Genomic DNA, 15,829 nt, shown 5'->3' with positions numbered 1-15,829 from the left:
CCGGAGGTGAGGATGCGTCATTATCTGCTGCAACGCGCTGGCCTGGGGGTATTGGTCCTGTGGGCCGCGTTTACCCTTTCGTTTGTGCTGCTACAGGTGCTGCCAGGCGATGCGGTCCTGATCAAGTTTCAGAATCCGGATCTCGGCCTGAGTCCGCAGCAGATTGCTGAGATGCGTCAGGCCTATGGTGCGGACAGCCCGCTGTGGCAGCAATATCTGCACACGCTGGCAGCAATGCTGCACGGCGACTTCGGCTATTCGGTGCAGGCGGGCGTGCCGGTCAGTGAACTGCTGACCAGCAATCTGCCTGGCACGCTGCGACTGGCCCTGTGCGGCTTTTTGCTGGCGACACTGCTGGCATTCGTGCTGGCGACACTATCGCGGCTGCCTGCCCTGCGCGGCCTGCGTAATCTGCTGCAGTCACTGCCCGCGCTATTTATCTCAGTGCCGACCTTCTGGCTCGGCATAGCCCTGATTCAGCTCTTCTCATTCCAGCTGCGCTGGATCCCGGTAATCAATCCCTCACCGTGGCAGGGACTGATTCTGCCCATTATTACGGTCGCCGTTCCGATCTCAGCGCCGCTGGCTCAGATTCTGTTGCGCAGCATCGATGAGGTTTCAACCCGGCCTTTTGTGGCGGTGGCGCGCGCCAAAGGAGCTAGCGAGCACTATGTGCTGTGGCGGCACATCCTGCGCAACGCCATGCTGCCGGTGCTCACCGTGGCGGGCCTGCTGCTGGGAGAACTGATTGCCGGTGCGCTGATCACCGAAACGGTGTTTGGCCTGGGCGGTCTCGGTCAGCTGACGCAACAGGCGGTGAACAATCAGGATGTGGCGGTGTTGCAGGCGGTAGTGATGATCTCCGCGCTGGGTTTTGTGGTGATCAACCTGCTGGTGGATCTGCTGATGCCGCTGTTTGACCCGCGCTTACAGCTGTTACGAGGTGCAACATGAGTCTGGTTGATTACGCTGCCGCGCGGCAACCCGTGGCGGCAAAGAGGCGCACTTTACAGTTCTCGCCGGGCCTGTGGCTCGCCGTTTCAGTCATGCTGCTGGCCGTACTGGCGGCCCTGTTCCCGGCCCTCTTTACCCAGGCCAGCCCGATTGAAGGCGTTGCGGGTGCACAGCGACTCTCTCCGCAGGCCGGACACTGGCTCGGCACCGATCAGCTCGGCCGCGATCTTTTTGCCCGCATCGTTTACGGCGCGTCCCATTCGCTCTCCGCCGCCGTCATGGCGGTGGCGATCGGACTGCTGGCAGGTACCGCGCTGGGTCTGGTGGCAGGGGCTATCGGTGGCAAAACTGAATCAATTGTGATGCGCGCAGTGGATGTCCTGCTGGCGATTCCGGCGCTGCTGCTCTCTCTGAGCGTGCTGATTTTACTCGGCTTCGGCACCCTGAATGCCGCATTAGCGGTGGGCATTGCCTCCATCGCCAGCTTCGCCCGACTGGCACGCGCCGAAGTGGTACGCATCCGTCACAGCGAGTATGTCGAAGCGGCTTACGGCAGTGGCGGCCGCTTTTTCAGCGTGCTGTGGCGTCACATTCTGCCCAATGCGCTGACGCCGGTGATCGCCTATGCCGCCCTGCAATTTGGTCAGGCGATTCTGGCGCTGTCGACTCTGAGCTTCCTCGGCTACGGCACCCCACCGCCGGTGCCGGAATGGGGTCTGTTAATCGCTGAAGGGCGTAATTATCTGGCTACCGCCTGGTGGCTGACCACTTTTCCTGGTGTGGTGGTGGTCGCTGTGGTGCTCGCAGCCAACCGCATCAGCCAGCAACTTTCAGGAGGACGCCGATGAGCGCTCAGCCGTTACTCGCGGTCAACAATCTGACGCTTAGCTATCGCAGCGGCAACCGTTGGCAGCCGGTGGTACATAACGTCAGCTTCGAGCTGCAGCCCGGTGAGATGGTGGCGCTGGTCGGGGAGTCCGGCTCCGGTAAAACTACCACCGCACAGGCGATAATGGGTCTGATGGCGGAAAATGGCCGTCGCGAAGGGGGAGAGATCCTGCTCAACGGCGTGGATATCAGTCAGTGGTCGCAAAAGCGTTTCGATACGCTGCGCGGGGCGCGCATCAGTCTGGTACCGCAGGATCCCGGTAATTCCCTGAACCCGGTGAAAACGGTCGGCGAACAGGTGGAAGAGATCCTGCGACTGCACCTGAAATTACCGTCAGCGCAGCGCCAGCAGCGGGTGATTGACCTGCTGAATCGCGTCGGACTTAGCCATCCGGAACAGCGGGTCAGGCAATATCCGCATCAGCTGTCGGGCGGCATGAAGCAGCGGGTATTGATCGCCATTGCCCTCGCCCTGCAGCCGGAGATCATTATTGCGGATGAGCCGACCAGCGCGCTGGATGTCACGGTGCAAAAGCGCATTCTCGATCTGCTGGACAACCTGCGGCAGGAATCCCGCACCGCCGTGCTGTTTGTCACCCACGACCTGGCGCTGGCGGCGCAACGCGCAGATCGTATTATCGTGTTTCGTCACGGCGAGATTCAGGAATCGGGCCGCACTGAACAGGTTATCAGCGCGCCTGCTCATCCTTATACCCGTCAGTTACTGAATGATGCGGCACCGCAGCGACCCGCCAGAGTTAAATCTGCAACCGCCCGTTTTTCTGCCCCCGCCATCCGGGCAACCGGCGTGATGAAAAGCTTTTCGCTGGGCAAACAGCAGCGTTTGCAGGCGCTGAACCAGGTCAGCTTTCAGGTTGCGCGCGGCACTACGCATGCACTGGTAGGCGAATCCGGCTCAGGCAAAACCACGCTGGCGCGCATCGTTATGGGTTTTGAAACCGCAGACAGCGGCGAGGTGACGCTGGATGGCATCGTGGTCAACGGATTACGCGGCGAGGCGCTGCGTCAGCTGCGGCGGAAGATCCAGTTTGTCTATCAGAACCCGTTTGCCTCGCTCGATCCGCGTCAGACGCTATATGCAATTATTGAAGAGCCACTGCGTAATTTTGAGCGGCTGAGCCGCAGTCAGCGCCGTGAGCGCGTAGAAGGGATGACCACGCGGGTGGCGCTGCCGCGCTCTCTTCTTTCACGTCATCCTCACGAACTTTCCGGCGGACAGCGGCAGCGTGTGGCGCTTGCGCGGGCACTGATCTGCAAGCCGGAGATTCTGGTACTGGATGAGGCGACCTCGGCGCTGGATGTCACGGTGCAGGCGCAAATCCTCGACCTGTTGCAGCAGCTCCAGGCCGAACTGGGTCTGACCTATCTGTTTATCACGCACGACCTGGCGACGGTGCGGCAGATTGCCGACAGCGTCACGGTGTTAAAAGCGGGCGAAGTCGCAGAGCAAGGTGACGTTGTCACGATTTTCAGTGCGCCACAGCATCCTTATACCCGGGAATTAATGGCTGCCATTCCTCCGCTTATTCCCTTAACCCACAAGGAGTCAGCATGAGCCGACGTCTCGGATTTTTTACCCGGCTGCTGGATAAGGTGCCGGCGAAACAGCGCTATCAGCTGGCCACCGAACAGATTCAGCATGCCGAACGCTGCGGATTTGATAATGCGTGGATTGCTCAGCACCATTTTCATCAGGATGAGGGTGGTCTGCCGTCGCCGCTGCTCTTCCTGGCGCATGTCGCCGCGCAGACCCGCACCATCCGGCTCGGCACCGCCATCATCACCCTGCCAATGGAAAATGCGCTGCGGGTGGCTGAAGATGCCGCAGTACTGGATCTGCTGGCAGATGGGCGGCTGGAGATCGGGCTGGGCTCCGGTGGCACGCCGGATTCGTTTTTGCCGTTTGGTCTGACCTTTGCCGAGCGCGGTGCCGCTTTTGCCGACCATCTGCATACGCTGCTCAGTGCCTGGCGCGGGGATTCACTGGGGCATCCTGATAATCATCTCTATCCCGCCGCGCCGCAGCTTGCCGGACGGGTGTGGATCGCCACCTTCTCGGTTGAGGGCGCGATCCGTGCCGCTCAGGGCGGCCATGGCCTGATGCTGTCCCGCACCCAGCCGCGTCCGGCGGGCCAGCCTGAGCTGCCGCTGGATGCATTGCAGAATCCGCTGATCGATGCCTATCTTGCGGCACTTCCTGCGGGAACCACTCCGCGTATCCTCGCCTCCCGTACCGCATTCGTGGCCGATTCTGACCGCTATGCCCGTCAGGTAGCTGAACCGGGAATTCGTCAGCAGGCTGCGCAGTATCGTGGTGAATTACGCGGTGAATGCTTTGATGACCTGCTGGCGCAGTTTGATGCCCATGTTGGCGGCATCGATCAGGTGCAGCACTCGCTGGCGCAGGACAGCACACTGGCGCGCGTCACCGACATCTCATTTCAGGTGCATTCGGTTGAGCCTTCGCATGCCGACACGCTGCGCTCGATTGAACTGATTGCCCAACATCTTGCGCCCGCGCTTCGTGCCGCTGGCGAACCTCACAGGAGAATTTCATGAATCAACCTGACGATTTGATCGCCACACTGGCAGATATCGATCCCGATTCCGAACTGGCCCATGCGCGCCAGACACGTCACGCCGCCACACAACATGCTCAGGGTAGCTACACCCTGTTGTTTAGCCAGGGTGATGAAGATTTTCCGCTGGCGGAGCGCCGTCTGCTGGCCGCACAGGTTGCCGGCTGGCATGCACAACCCGGCCTGCAGGCGCACTACCAGCCACAGGAGAGTCTGGCCGGGAGTGATCGGATCAACGCGGCACAGGCTTTTGCCCATCGCCTGACCTTTGAGCCGGTTACTGCTGCTCCCGCGCATCTGGAGGCTTTGAAACAGGCGGGCTGGAGCCTGCGCGGCATTGTCACACTGGCACAGCTGGTGGCGTTTGTCAGTTTTCAGAGCCGGTTGCTGGCGGGTCTGCGCAGCTTACAGGGCGATGAGGCACCGGATGAGGTTGCCCCGGTAGTCGCCGGTCACTGGCACGAGGCCTTACATACCGCCAGCGGCAAAACTGCCCTGACCGCGTTTACGCAACAGGAACTCGGCTGGGAGCCCTGGCTGACGGCAAAACCGCTGTCGGAATTCAGCGAGGAAGAGCAGGCGACACTGGCAAAATTCGGTCACACCGACTCCGACTATTTTCGCCTGCTGGCGCGCAATCTGCCGTTGCTGGAGCAGCGCACCCTGACCGATAAAGGCATTTTTTATACCGCAGGAGGGCTGCCACGCGCCGAGCGCGAACTGGCTGCCACCGTGGTGAGTAAGGTCAACGGCTGCATTTACTGCGCCTCAGTCCATGCGCGTAAAGCCAGCCAGCTCTCAAAGCAGGATGAAGCGGTACAGAAGCTGCTGAACGTCGCACCCGGCGCGGTGTTATCTCACGGACACACCGTGCGCTGGCAGGCGATCATCGCATTCTCAGCAGCGCTGTCGCTGACCCCTGCCCAGCCGACACAGTCGCTGCTCTCTGCACTGCGTGAACAGGGTCTGGATACGCTCGCCCTGCTCGATCTGATTCAATCAACCGCCTTTTTTGCCTGGGCTAATCGCCTGATGCTGACGCTGGGCGAACCTTTTCTGCCGGAACAACAGGGATAATCATGACTTTGCCTTTAACCGACCAACTGGTGCAGTGGCGTCGCGAACTGCATCAGCATCCGGAACTTTCGAATCATGAATTTGCCACCACGGAACGTATTACCCGCTGGCTGGAGCAGGCCGGAATCCGGCTGTTGCCGCTGGGGCTGAAAACCGGCGTCGTGGCTGAAATCGGTCATGGCGAACCCCTGATCGCCCTGCGCGCGGATATCGATGCATTACCGATTGAAGAAACCACCGAACGCCCGTGGCGATCACAGCAGCCGGGCGTGATGCACGCCTGTGGTCACGACGTTCACAGCGCCGTGATGCTCGGCGTGGCGTTACGGCTGAAACAGCAGGAAGACGCACTGCCAGGCCGGGTACGGATTCTGTTTCAGCCCGCTGAAGAGACTTTTAATGGCGCACGTCAGCTGATTGATGCCGGTGCGCTGGAAGGCGTTCAGGCGATATTTGGCCTGCACAACGCGCCCGACCTGCCGCTGGGCACACTGCGTAGCCGGGCGGGTGCGTTTTATGCCAACGTAGACCGCTTTGTTATCCGCATTGAGGGCAAAGGCGCCCATGCCGCGCGACCGCAGGAGGGCATCGATTCGATTGTGATTGCCAGCCATATCGTAACGGCTCTGCAGACCCTGCCGAGCCGGGTATTCAGCTCGCTGGAAACGGTGGTGCTTAGCGTGACGCGCTTTACCGCCGGAAATACCTGGAACGTGCTGCCACAAAGCGTTGAGCTGGAGGGCACCGTGCGCACCCACAACGGCGAAATCCGGGCGCAGATCCCGCACCGCATGCGATCCCTGATTCAGGGTATTGCCGCCGGGTTTGGTGCGACCGCCGAACTGGAGTGGACTGAAGGACCGCCGGCCCTGATTAACACGCCAGGCTGGGTGGATGTTGCGCTGGACGTTGCCCAACAGAGTGGCTATCTCGCGGAGCACGCTGAGTCGCCGCAGATGGGCGGAGAAGATTTTGCCTTCTATCTGCAGCAGGTGCCGGGGGCGTTTGTCAGCATCGGCAGTGCCAGCGAATTTGGTCTGCATCACGCCGCCTTCGATCCTGATGAAGCGTTGATTGGCCCGGCGGTGGACTACTTCACGCAGCTGGTGCCGCGCGCGTTGCAGATTGTGGCGGCGCAATGACGAAAAAAAGGAGTGCTGCTATGTCAGTTCAGGTTCCACAACCGATTCTTGATCATGCTGTGATTAACGTGGCCGACCAGCTCGACAGCGCCAGCGCGCGCTTCCGAAGGCTCGGCTTTCAGCTCACTGAACGGGGTCATCACTCTCTGGGATCGAGTAATCACCTGGCTATTTTTGGTGAGAACTACCTGGAACTGCTGGGCTATGAGACGGGCAAAGGGAGCCAGCGCGCCGATCTCTGGCAATCGCCGCTGGGATTGAGCGGTCTGGTGTGGAAAAGCAGCGATGCAGAGAGTGAGTTTCAGCATCTGCAACGGCAGGATCTGGATGGCGATCCGCCAGCGGCCTTTCACCGTCCGGTCACCCTGCCCGACGGTTCGGTGAGTGAAGCGCACTTTCGGACCGTACGGATTCGCCCTTCGCTGTTACCCAATGGCCGCAGCTTTTTTTGCCAGCATCTGACGCCCGAAGCGGTATGGCAGCCGGCATGGCAGCGTCACCCCAATGGCGTGCGTAATATCAGTGAGTTTGTGATTGTCGCGCAGGATCCGGCGCTTTCAGCGCTGGTCTATAGCCGCCTGTTTGGGGCCGCTAAGGTGCTCGCCTGTCCCGAAGGCGCCTTTGTCCTGCGCGCGGGTGCTGCCACGGTTCGTTTTGCTTCGGCAGACTATGCGCAGCAGCGATTTGGCCCGCTGCCGGAAGACTATGATGGCAGCGCCCGCATGGTTGCGCTGGGTTTTGAGACGGAAGATCTCGACCTGGTGAAACGCGCGCTGGTGAAGGGTGAAATTGCCTTTCAGGAGCAGCCCGAGGCGATTGTGGTGGAGTCGGCAGAAGGTTTTAACCTGGCACTGCGTTTTACCTGAGTGCAGATTCAGGAGGTGATGAAAAACGCCTCAAGTGAGGCGTTTCTTCAGAGCACGGACCGATAAAATATAAAGACTTATCGAATCTTAATAGTCCATCGCAGCACGCTTAAATCAGAAAAACAGAGATGGCGACAGGCCAAACCGGGCGCATAATGCCCGGATATGCGACACAGTCAACTGACGTTCGCCGCTGAGGATTCGGCTAACCAGCGATTTTTTACCGATCTCATTTTCGAAGTCGCTCAGGCTAAGATTGTGTTGCTCAATAAGCACGCGCAGAATGCCGGGGCCTGTGCTGATTTCATTTTGACGTGCATTAAATTCGGCCAGCTCCGGATCTTTATCTTCATAGTGAGCAATGCGCGCGCAAAGCAGGTCAACCAGCGGATTATCCGGCTCATGTTCAATCAGATATTCGACCAGTTTCAGTGCTTCTTCATAATCCTCGCGCTGGCTGCTGCCAGCCAGCAGCGGTACCGCTTCAGCGAGCTCATTTGACAGCCTGATAGCTTCAGTATTCATCCGGTAACCTCCCGATATTTTTTAACAAGCTTGTCGTACTCAGCGTGCGTGCAGATATGCTTAATAAAGATTTTACTTCGCTCAAAATCCGCGAAGAACATCACGCGCAACTGGTTGCCACTCACGTCGATGACCCACCATTTAGCACGATATTTCATACGATCAAGGCTTGCATAAAGCGCTTTAAGATCGTCAGGACCACTGAAATCGCCTTGCCTGAGATGGCGATAAAGCAGATTAAGTGCGGCCGCTGCATTAGGATATTTTCTGGCCGCCTCATCAAACGGCACACGTGAAATAACATGCATTCCATTGGCTCCTGACTGTTTCCATTATGGAAACCATCCTGTCACAATCCAGCCATGTTGACAAGATGGAAACATGTTAAATTTGCGTACTCAGTAGAGAAAATACGGCAAAAACTAATGTAAAACGGTGATTAAGGCATAATCGGCACGTGGTTTGGATGACCGGTTATCTCTGGTAATAACCTAAATGTAAGAGCAATATTGTGATCTGATGTCTGCTAACAACACTGCCTATGCAATGAAGACTCATTCACCACAAGTTTCGCCAACTGAGGTGATATAAATAATTGCACTCTGATTTGAAATAAAAAAAACGCCTCAACTGAGGCGTTTTTCACAGGCTTTACAACGACACAAATCAGAAAGTGTAGCTGGCGGTCACTGAGAAATTACGCGGTTCGCCGTAGACTACGGAGCTGGCCACGTTAGTGTCATACTCTTTGTCGAAGAGGTTATTGAGGTTGCCCTGCAGCGACAGATTTTTGTTCACCTGATAACGGGCGAAGAGATCAACCAGCGCATAGCTGCCCTGACGGGCACGCCAGGTGCCATTGCCTTCCGGGCCACCGACATCATTCCAGATATGTGTCTGCCAGTTCACACCGCCACCCAGCGTCAGCTGCTGCAATGTCGGCAGGCGATAACTGCTGAACAGGTTAAAGCTGGTCTGCGGCAGTTGCGGGTTAAAGGTGCTGCCATCGCGGTTTTCCGCAATGTAGCGCGTGCCGCCCAGGGTCATCTGCCAGTTGTCGGTTAATGCGCCGTTGACTTCAAACTCCACGCCACGACTCACCACGCCTTTACGGCCAATGTACGCGACATCACCTGACCCCTGAACCGTCTGAGTGGTTGCTTCACCGACATTATTCAGCTCGGTGCGGAACACCGAAATCGAGGTGGTGAAGCGACTATCCATCCAGTCAGATTTCAGCCCTGCCTCGTAGTTTTTGCCGATAACGGGCGACAGGAAAGCGCCGCTGGCATCGCGATAGTCCTGTGGCTGGAACACCGAGGTATAGCTGGCGTAAGCCGACCAGTTTTCAGCGAAGTCATAAATCAATCCGCCGTAAGGGGTGGTGTTATTTTCTTCCATTTCACCACCTGGCGTTTCACGGTTCCAGTTAGTGTAACGGGCACCGATAATCAGGTGCAGCGGATCGGCGAGCGACAGACGGGTCGCCATATAAGTCGATTTATGGCGAACCAGCTGGGTATCGCTGGCTGGCAGACGCGGCGTCCAGGCCGATTCCGGATACTGACCGTTAAACTCGTTGTAGTTGCCCAGCGACTCTGATGAGATATTCTCAAAGGTACTGAAGTACTTGTTATCCTGGCGGGTGTAATTGACGCCGACCATCAGCTCATGCTGACGCCCCAGCAGTTCATAAGGACCGCTGGCGAAGGCATCAACGGCATCCACTTTACGTTTACCGGTGTTGTAACCGGTCCCGCCTACCACCGGATAGTTGGCATAGGAAGAGACGCCCGCCCCGGTGTTACGATCGAAATAGCCATCAAGATAGATCTGCTTACTGTCGAGGCGCATCTCGTTGTGCGCGCCGTTCAGCGTGATGTTCCAGCCGTTATCGAAGTCCTGTTTCAGGTTCACAAAGACTTTACGGTTCTCTTTATCGTTGTAGGCCCAGTCAGGTGCGGTGTTGTAGCCGCGTCGGGTATGTATCTGCGTGCCGTCTGTGTACCAGCGCGGTGCGCCACCCCACATGGTGGAATCCGTATTGACCTGGCTGAATTCATAGCCGACCGAAAGCGTGGCAGAGTCGGTCAGGTCAGCGTCAACCACGCCATAGATAAACTGTTTTTTGGCGCCGTAGCGCTCTATGAAGCTGTTGTTATCCTGCCAGCCCGCGATCAGCCGGCCACGAACATTGCCGGAGTCACTGAGCGGAGCCGAGAGATCGGCCACGTAACGCTGCTTATTCCAGCTGCCGTAACTGGCGGAGACAGTGCCGCCGAACTCTTTGCTGTCGGCGTGTTTGCGCACCATATTGATGGCAGCTGATGGATTGCCCGGTCCGGTTAACAGACCGGTCGCTCCGCGCACCACTTCAACGCGCTCATACATTGCCATATCGGTCTGCGCATCGCCCAGGTTCCAGCGAGCGGCAAAGGCAGTAGGGATACCATCGACCATGTAGTTGTCGATCATAAAGCCGCGCGCATAGTAGTTGGTGCGATCCATATCACCACTGATACCGCGAATACCGGTGGTATTTGCGAGCACATCATTCAGCGACTGGAGTTGCTGATCGGCCATACGCTGCTTACTGACGATGCTGACTGACTGCGGGACATCACGTACGGTGCCCAGCATTTTAGTGCCCGCACGGGTAACCGGTACGCTGTAATCAGTGGCGGGCGAAGCGGCTACGGCATCATCGGCTGACGCGCTGACCGTCATAGTCTGGTTATCGCTGGCAGCGGGTGCGCCGGTCTCTGCGGCATGAGCAGCGTTATGCGCCAGCGACGAGGCGACGATGACAGCCAGCAAGGAGAAGCGGAATGGACGTTGCAGAGCAGAAGTGTCCGTTGCCCTGGGGTCTTGAAGATCGAAAGCGTTCATTAATTCCTCAATTATCTTTATGTTTTTATGCTGCCACTGTCACGACCATGCTTCCTGCGGACATCGCTGCCCTGCTTATGGTTTGAGGAACCAGAAACCTTTCCCTGAGCGCCTGCGCGCGGGTGTGATGAACTTCTAAAACAAATGAGAAATATACGCATTGCGATTATCATTGCAAGATTTTGTTAGCAAACAATACGATTTTTTTCAGGGAATTGTCTGCGCGTGAAAGGCTGCCTGAAGTTGATAAAGACAGGGAGACATTTATAGGGTCAGCACGCCTGCTGACTTGTCAGAGAAACAGGGCTGCTGCATCATTTTTAATAAAGATAAAATCCTGTAATGGCCGTTCATTGAACTGTAGTTGTCACTCCTGATGCCACAATATCTGCCTTAAATCTTTTATCACCTTATTTAACACCAGATATTGCAGGAATTCGTACGTGCGCAAAATTTCAATGCTTAAAGCGCTGATAACGACCACCGTTTTCAGTGTTTTTTCAGTCCACTCCGCCACACTTGTGGAGACCGTGAGTGCGGGCTGGGATAATTTCAGTGATAAAGTCGCCACAACCTGGCAGCAGCCTGAAGGTTACGACTTTTATCTGCCCGCGATTACCTGGCACAACCGTGCCACTTACGATCGTGAACACATCAATAAATATAATGAAAGACCCTGGGGCGCGGGCGGAGGTATCTCCCGCTACGATGAAAAAGGGAACTGGAACGGCATCTACTTAATGGCGTTTAAGGACTCCTTTAATAAATGGGAACCCTTTGGTGGCTATGGCTGGGTGGCAACCTGGCGTCCGCTGGCCGACCAGAATTTTCACTGGGGCGCGGGTTACACGGCGGGCTTTACCGCACGGCACAACTGGGATTATATTCCGGTGCCAGCGATACTGCCGCTGGCCTCTGTCGGCTATGGCGATCTCGATTTCCAGATGACCTATATTCCCGGCACCCATAACAACGGTAACGTCTATTTTGCCTGGCTGCGCTACCACTTCTGACAGTTGCCGATATAAGCGTTAGCGTGACATCGCCATGAGCGAGAGATCGTCCAGCGTGAGGGTTTCGCCATCATAGCGATGACGCAGCAGATGGTAGCTTTCGCATTCAATAATCTGCTCTACCGCGTCCGAAAAGATAGTCATGGCGCTGCGCATCTGACTCAGATAGTCATGGGTGTCATAGACCCGATCGATACCTTCCAGCGCATGGTTCATGATTTTTCGGGCGACGTCATTAGGCGTGTCGAGCGCTGAGAGTTTTGAACGCGCAGTCCTGCGCAGATCGCGCGGGGTAAACGCCTCCAGTCCCAGCCCACGGGGAGCGCGAATCATCCGGCGAAGTGCCTGATTCATCGCGCCTTTTGACAGCGGCTGTTGCGGATCGCGTGGCGCGGGCACCAGCCAGGGTGAGGCTGGATCGGCGGCGCGCAACAACGCTTCGATGCACTGACGCATCAGCGGTGAAATGGGCAGCACATGCTCCCGCTGCGATTTATTGCGCGTACCCTGCATCCACAATCCTAATTGCAGATCGAACTCCGCTTTCTGCGCCTGCACAATTTCATCCGGCCGCCGGGCGCTGACCAGGCATAAACGCAGCGCCCAGCGCGCCTGTTCCGAAAGCGCCCAGTTATCCAGCCCGTGCCAGAACACCCAGATTTCTGCATCGGTGAGTTGCCGACTGCGCGGCGGCGTAGCGCGACCCGCGACATCACGCTTTTTCATTGAAGCGATGGGTGAATGATCGAGATAGCCCTGCATCTCGGCCCAGGCAAGAAATTGTTTGGTCAGCGCGAACACCCGCCGCGCCTCCTCTTTTTTACCGTCGGCGATCAGAATGTTATAGAGCCGGTTAAGGCGTAAGCGGTTCAGCGTTTTGAGTGGCTGCGAACCGATGTTCGGCAGGACATGTTTCAGCAATGAGGAGATGGCGATCTCAGGACGACGCCGGCTGATCAGCAGCGAGAGTTTTACCCAGACCTTCATCACCTGCTCCACCGTGCCTTCATCGCCAAAATTATCCAGCTCGCTAAGTGAAGCCTTTTTAACCTGCTCCAGCCAGATCAATACATGGCGGCCTACGTGGACTGAACGCGCAGGGATCAGTGTCAGATCTGGGGTCACATTTATACCTGTTAGTCACTGCAGGGCGGGCCATTCTATCCATTGTTTATCTATGACTCCAGACCTAATAAGTCTGGAGTCACAAATACGCGTTCTGATGAAATCTGAGGAAGTTTTCGGGTGATGACCAACAAGTAAAACTAACGTCACTTCTCCCTTCTGGTCACGGTTATGGCGAATAAATAGCCCATTGTTATGGAATGTAAAGGTGGCTTACCGCGATATACAATGATAACTATTATCATTATCATACGCATTTGCTTACATACCTTAATACTTCAGGGAGATTTTCTAAGTGAATGTAACCATGCGTGTCCATAAGCGCCCTGTTGCGCTACTGCTGGCCGGTTTATTGAGTACCTCTGCTAACGGCGCTAATCAGGAAGAGACAGAAAAGCTGGCTGATGATGAGACGATGCTGGTCACTGCTGAACAGGAGCTGAAACAGCAGCCTGGCGTTTCGGTGATCACCTCGCAGGACATTGAGAAAAACCCGCCGGTCAACGACCTTTCCGACATTATCCGTAAAATGCCAGGCGTTAACCTTACCGGCAATAGCGCCAACGGTGTACGCGGTAACAATCGTCAGATCGATATTCGCGGCATGGGGCCGGAAAATACGCTGATTCTGATCGATGGTGTGCCGACCACCTCGCGCAATTCGGTGCGTTATAGCTGGCGCGGCGAGCGCGATTCCCGCGGTGACTCAAACTGGGTACCACCAGAAATGGTTGAGCGGATTGAAGTGATTCGTGGACCGGCGGCAGCGCGTTACGGTTCCGGCGCGGCTGGTGGCGTGGTTAATATCATTACCAAACGCCCGACCAATGACTGGAGCGGATCGCTGTCGCTCTACACTAACCAGCCGGAAGATGATAAAGAAGGCGCAACCCGCCGCGCTAACTTTAACCTGAGTGGTCCGCTGGCGGGCGATGCTCTGACCATGCGGCTCTATGGCAACATCAACAAAACCGACAGCGATGCTTTCGACATTAACCAGTCGCACAATGGCTCCGGCGCCGCCGGTCGCGAAGGCGTTCGCAATAAAGACATCAACAGCGTGCTGTCGTGGAAGATCACGCCATTACAGGTGCTGGATTTCAGCTACGGATACAGCCGTCAGGGCAACATTTACACCGGGGATACCCAGTACAGCAACGGTGCCGGTAATGCCTTGATCGAATCTCTCGATGGTTCAGAAACCAACCGTCTGTATCGTCAGACCTGGGGCCTTGCGCATAATGGCATCTGGGACTGGGGACAATCTAAGCTCACCTTTAACTATGAAAAAACCAATAACACCCGCCTGAATGAAGGCACGGCGGGTGCGGGTGAAGGCCGGATCAACAGCAACACGTTCTCAACCAGTCGCTTTGAAAGTTACCGGGCCGGAGGTGAAGTCAGCTTCCCGCTGGAACTGCTGCGTGAGCAGACCGTTACGCTGGGAGCCGAGTGGAACCGTGATGAGCTGAACGATCCAAATTCAATGAACGGCACCAGTGCGCCGGGCGTATCCATCGACGGTGTCAGTGGGGATGCGGGCAGCCGCAACAGTAAAAACAGCGCAACGCTGAGCTCACTCTATTTTGAAGATAATATTGCTGCGACCGATAGCACTGAAGTCATCCCCGGTCTGCGTTTTGATTATCACGACACCTTTGGTGCGAACTGGAGTCCGTCGCTCAATATTTCTCAGGCTCTGGGAGAAAGTTTTACCCTGAAAGCGGGTATCGCCCGTGCGTTTAAAGCCCCTAACCTTTATCAGTCCAGCGAAGGCTATTTGCTGGCGACGCGGGGAAATGGCTGTCCGATCAACGTTACCCGTGGCAGTTGCTATCTGCTGGGTAATGAAAATCTCGATCCTGAAGTCAGCATCAATAAAGAGCTGGGTATCGAGTTCAGTCAGGATGGCTATATTGCGGGTATCACCTGGTTCCGCAATGACTATAAAAACAAAATCGTCTCCGGGACGGAGGTGTTGGGTTACGCCTCTAATGGCAACAATATCCTGCAATGGAGTAACGGCGGCAAAGCGGTAGTGGAAGGTCTGGAAGGCAATTTCACTATCCCGCTGGTCAGTGACCAGCTGGAGTGGCGGACTAACGCAACTTATATGATCGAGTCGAAAGATAAAAAGACCGGCAATCCGCTGTCGATTATTCCTGAATACACCATCAATACAATGCTGGACTGGCAGCTGACGCAGGATTTCTCCACTAATCTGAACTGGACGATGTATGGCCGTCAGAAACCACGCCAGTATGCGGAATCCCGCACAGAAAGCAATTCAATGTCGAATCGCGAAGTTGGTGCTTATTCAGTATTTGGGGTCAATTTTAATTATGACATCACCAAAAATCTGCGTGCCAATGCCGGGATTAATAACCTGCTGGATAAACAGCTATATCGCGAGGCTGATGGCGCATCGACCTATAACGAACCGGGACGCGCTTATTATGCCGGGCTGACAATGTCCTTCTGATCTGCAGCAGCGCTTCCCGGTGGAGGCGCTGTTTTTTCGTCGTCGTCGAAAAACCCCCGGTTTACACTCCCCCCTATTTATCTTCTCAGTGCTAATCTCTGGCTGCCGCTTAACGAGCCGGAAAGTATCTGGCTCACGGGTATGGCATTAAATACTTACATTCCCTCTGGAAAGCGTAACGACAGGTAACTAATGTCGTGATTCCTGTATCCCGGCCAGCGAAACACCCCAGAGTGCGGCTATGCTCTGTCGGGTTCAACCTGCAACT

General features: G+C 56.2%; 13 protein-coding genes. 9 read left to right on the top strand and 4 right to left on the bottom strand.

The genetic code is table 11. The features are described 5' to 3' along the window. Positions 1 to 12: 12 nt before the first annotated feature. From AC6I8B_RS20080 to AC6I8B_RS20050, 7 genes are read left to right on the top strand one after another with little or no spacing between them, the layout of a single operon-like run. On the top strand, positions 13 to 954 hold the full coding sequence (locus tag AC6I8B_RS20080) for an ABC transporter permease (RefSeq protein WP_010670387.1): 942 nt from the start codon (positions 13 to 15) through the stop codon (positions 952 to 954). Beyond that, the gene (locus AC6I8B_RS20075; RefSeq protein ID WP_010670388.1) at positions 951 to 1,802 is read left to right on the top strand and encodes an ABC transporter permease; all 852 of its coding nucleotides are present in this window, start codon (positions 951 to 953) and stop codon (positions 1,800 to 1,802) included. Before AC6I8B_RS20080 ends, AC6I8B_RS20075 begins: the two co-directional genes overlap by 4 nt. Then, positions 1,799 to 3,418, top strand: coding sequence for a dipeptide ABC transporter ATP-binding protein (locus AC6I8B_RS20070; protein WP_497817779.1), 1,620 nt, complete (start codon positions 1,799 to 1,801; stop codon positions 3,416 to 3,418). The genes AC6I8B_RS20075 and AC6I8B_RS20070 overlap by 4 nt, the downstream gene beginning before the upstream one ends. After that, complete coding sequence (locus AC6I8B_RS20065; protein WP_157353125.1) at positions 3,415 to 4,422, top strand: putative FMN-dependent luciferase-like monooxygenase; 1,008 nt, start codon at positions 3,415 to 3,417, stop codon at positions 4,420 to 4,422. Before AC6I8B_RS20070 ends, AC6I8B_RS20065 begins: the two co-directional genes overlap by 4 nt. After that, positions 4,419 to 5,519 carry an alkylhydroperoxidase domain protein gene (locus AC6I8B_RS20060; RefSeq protein WP_157353126.1) on the top strand — a complete coding sequence of 367 codons (1,101 nt, stop codon included), beginning with the start codon at positions 4,419 to 4,421 and terminating at the stop codon, positions 5,517 to 5,519. Before AC6I8B_RS20065 ends, AC6I8B_RS20060 begins: the two co-directional genes overlap by 4 nt. 2 nt (positions 5,520 to 5,521) lie before the next feature. Then, the gene (locus tag AC6I8B_RS20055; protein ID WP_033780275.1) at positions 5,522 to 6,661 is read left to right on the top strand and encodes an amidohydrolase; all 1,140 of its coding nucleotides are present in this window, start codon (positions 5,522 to 5,524) and stop codon (positions 6,659 to 6,661) included. 20 nt (positions 6,662 to 6,681) lie between these two features. Next, a complete protein-coding gene (locus tag AC6I8B_RS20050) occupies positions 6,682 to 7,527 on the top strand; it encodes a VOC family protein (RefSeq protein WP_033773398.1) in 846 nt (281 codons plus the stop codon). 114 nt (positions 7,528 to 7,641) lie between these two features. On the opposite strand, the gene AC6I8B_RS20045 is transcribed toward AC6I8B_RS20050, so the two are convergent. The 3 genes from AC6I8B_RS20045 to fhuE form a co-directional block, all read right to left on the bottom strand. Then, a complete protein-coding gene (locus AC6I8B_RS20045) occupies positions 7,642 to 8,052 on the bottom strand; it encodes a helix-turn-helix domain-containing protein (protein WP_010247048.1) in 411 nt (136 codons plus the stop codon). Further along, positions 8,049 to 8,360: a type II toxin-antitoxin system HigB family toxin gene (locus AC6I8B_RS20040; protein WP_157353127.1), complete on the bottom strand. Its 312-nt coding sequence runs from the start codon at positions 8,358 to 8,360 to the stop codon at positions 8,049 to 8,051. The genes AC6I8B_RS20045 and AC6I8B_RS20040 overlap by 4 nt, the downstream gene beginning before the upstream one ends. Positions 8,361 to 8,718: 358 nt before the next feature. Then, entirely contained in the window at positions 8,719 to 10,941 is a 2,223-nt protein-coding gene (gene fhuE / locus AC6I8B_RS20035; RefSeq protein WP_497817778.1) for a ferric-rhodotorulic acid/ferric-coprogen receptor FhuE, read from the bottom strand. 443 nt (positions 10,942 to 11,384) lie between these two features. Between fhuE and pagP the strand changes: the two genes are divergently transcribed. Then, complete coding sequence (gene pagP / locus AC6I8B_RS20030) at positions 11,385 to 11,954, top strand: lipid IV(A) palmitoyltransferase PagP (RefSeq protein ID WP_497817777.1); 570 nt, start codon at positions 11,385 to 11,387, stop codon at positions 11,952 to 11,954. 18 nt (positions 11,955 to 11,972) lie between these two features. On the opposite strand, the gene AC6I8B_RS20025 is transcribed toward pagP, so the two are convergent. Next, positions 11,973 to 13,079 (bottom strand): tyrosine-type recombinase/integrase, encoded by a 1,107-nt coding sequence (locus AC6I8B_RS20025; RefSeq protein WP_332837877.1) that lies wholly within the window; start codon positions 13,077 to 13,079, stop codon positions 11,973 to 11,975. A gap of 307 nt (positions 13,080 to 13,386) precedes the next feature. On the opposite strand from AC6I8B_RS20025, the gene AC6I8B_RS20020 reads away from it, so the two are divergent. Beyond that, positions 13,387 to 15,561, top strand: a complete 2,175-nt coding sequence (locus AC6I8B_RS20020; protein WP_157353380.1) for a TonB-dependent siderophore receptor — start codon at positions 13,387 to 13,389, stop codon at positions 15,559 to 15,561. Positions 15,562 to 15,829 lie beyond the last annotated feature (268 nt).

Source organism: Pantoea sp. X-Soil-ISGK-285, from assembly GCF_059730815.1.
Note: the sequence above shows the minus strand (reverse complement) of the source record. Positions and strands in the feature narration are given on the sequence as shown.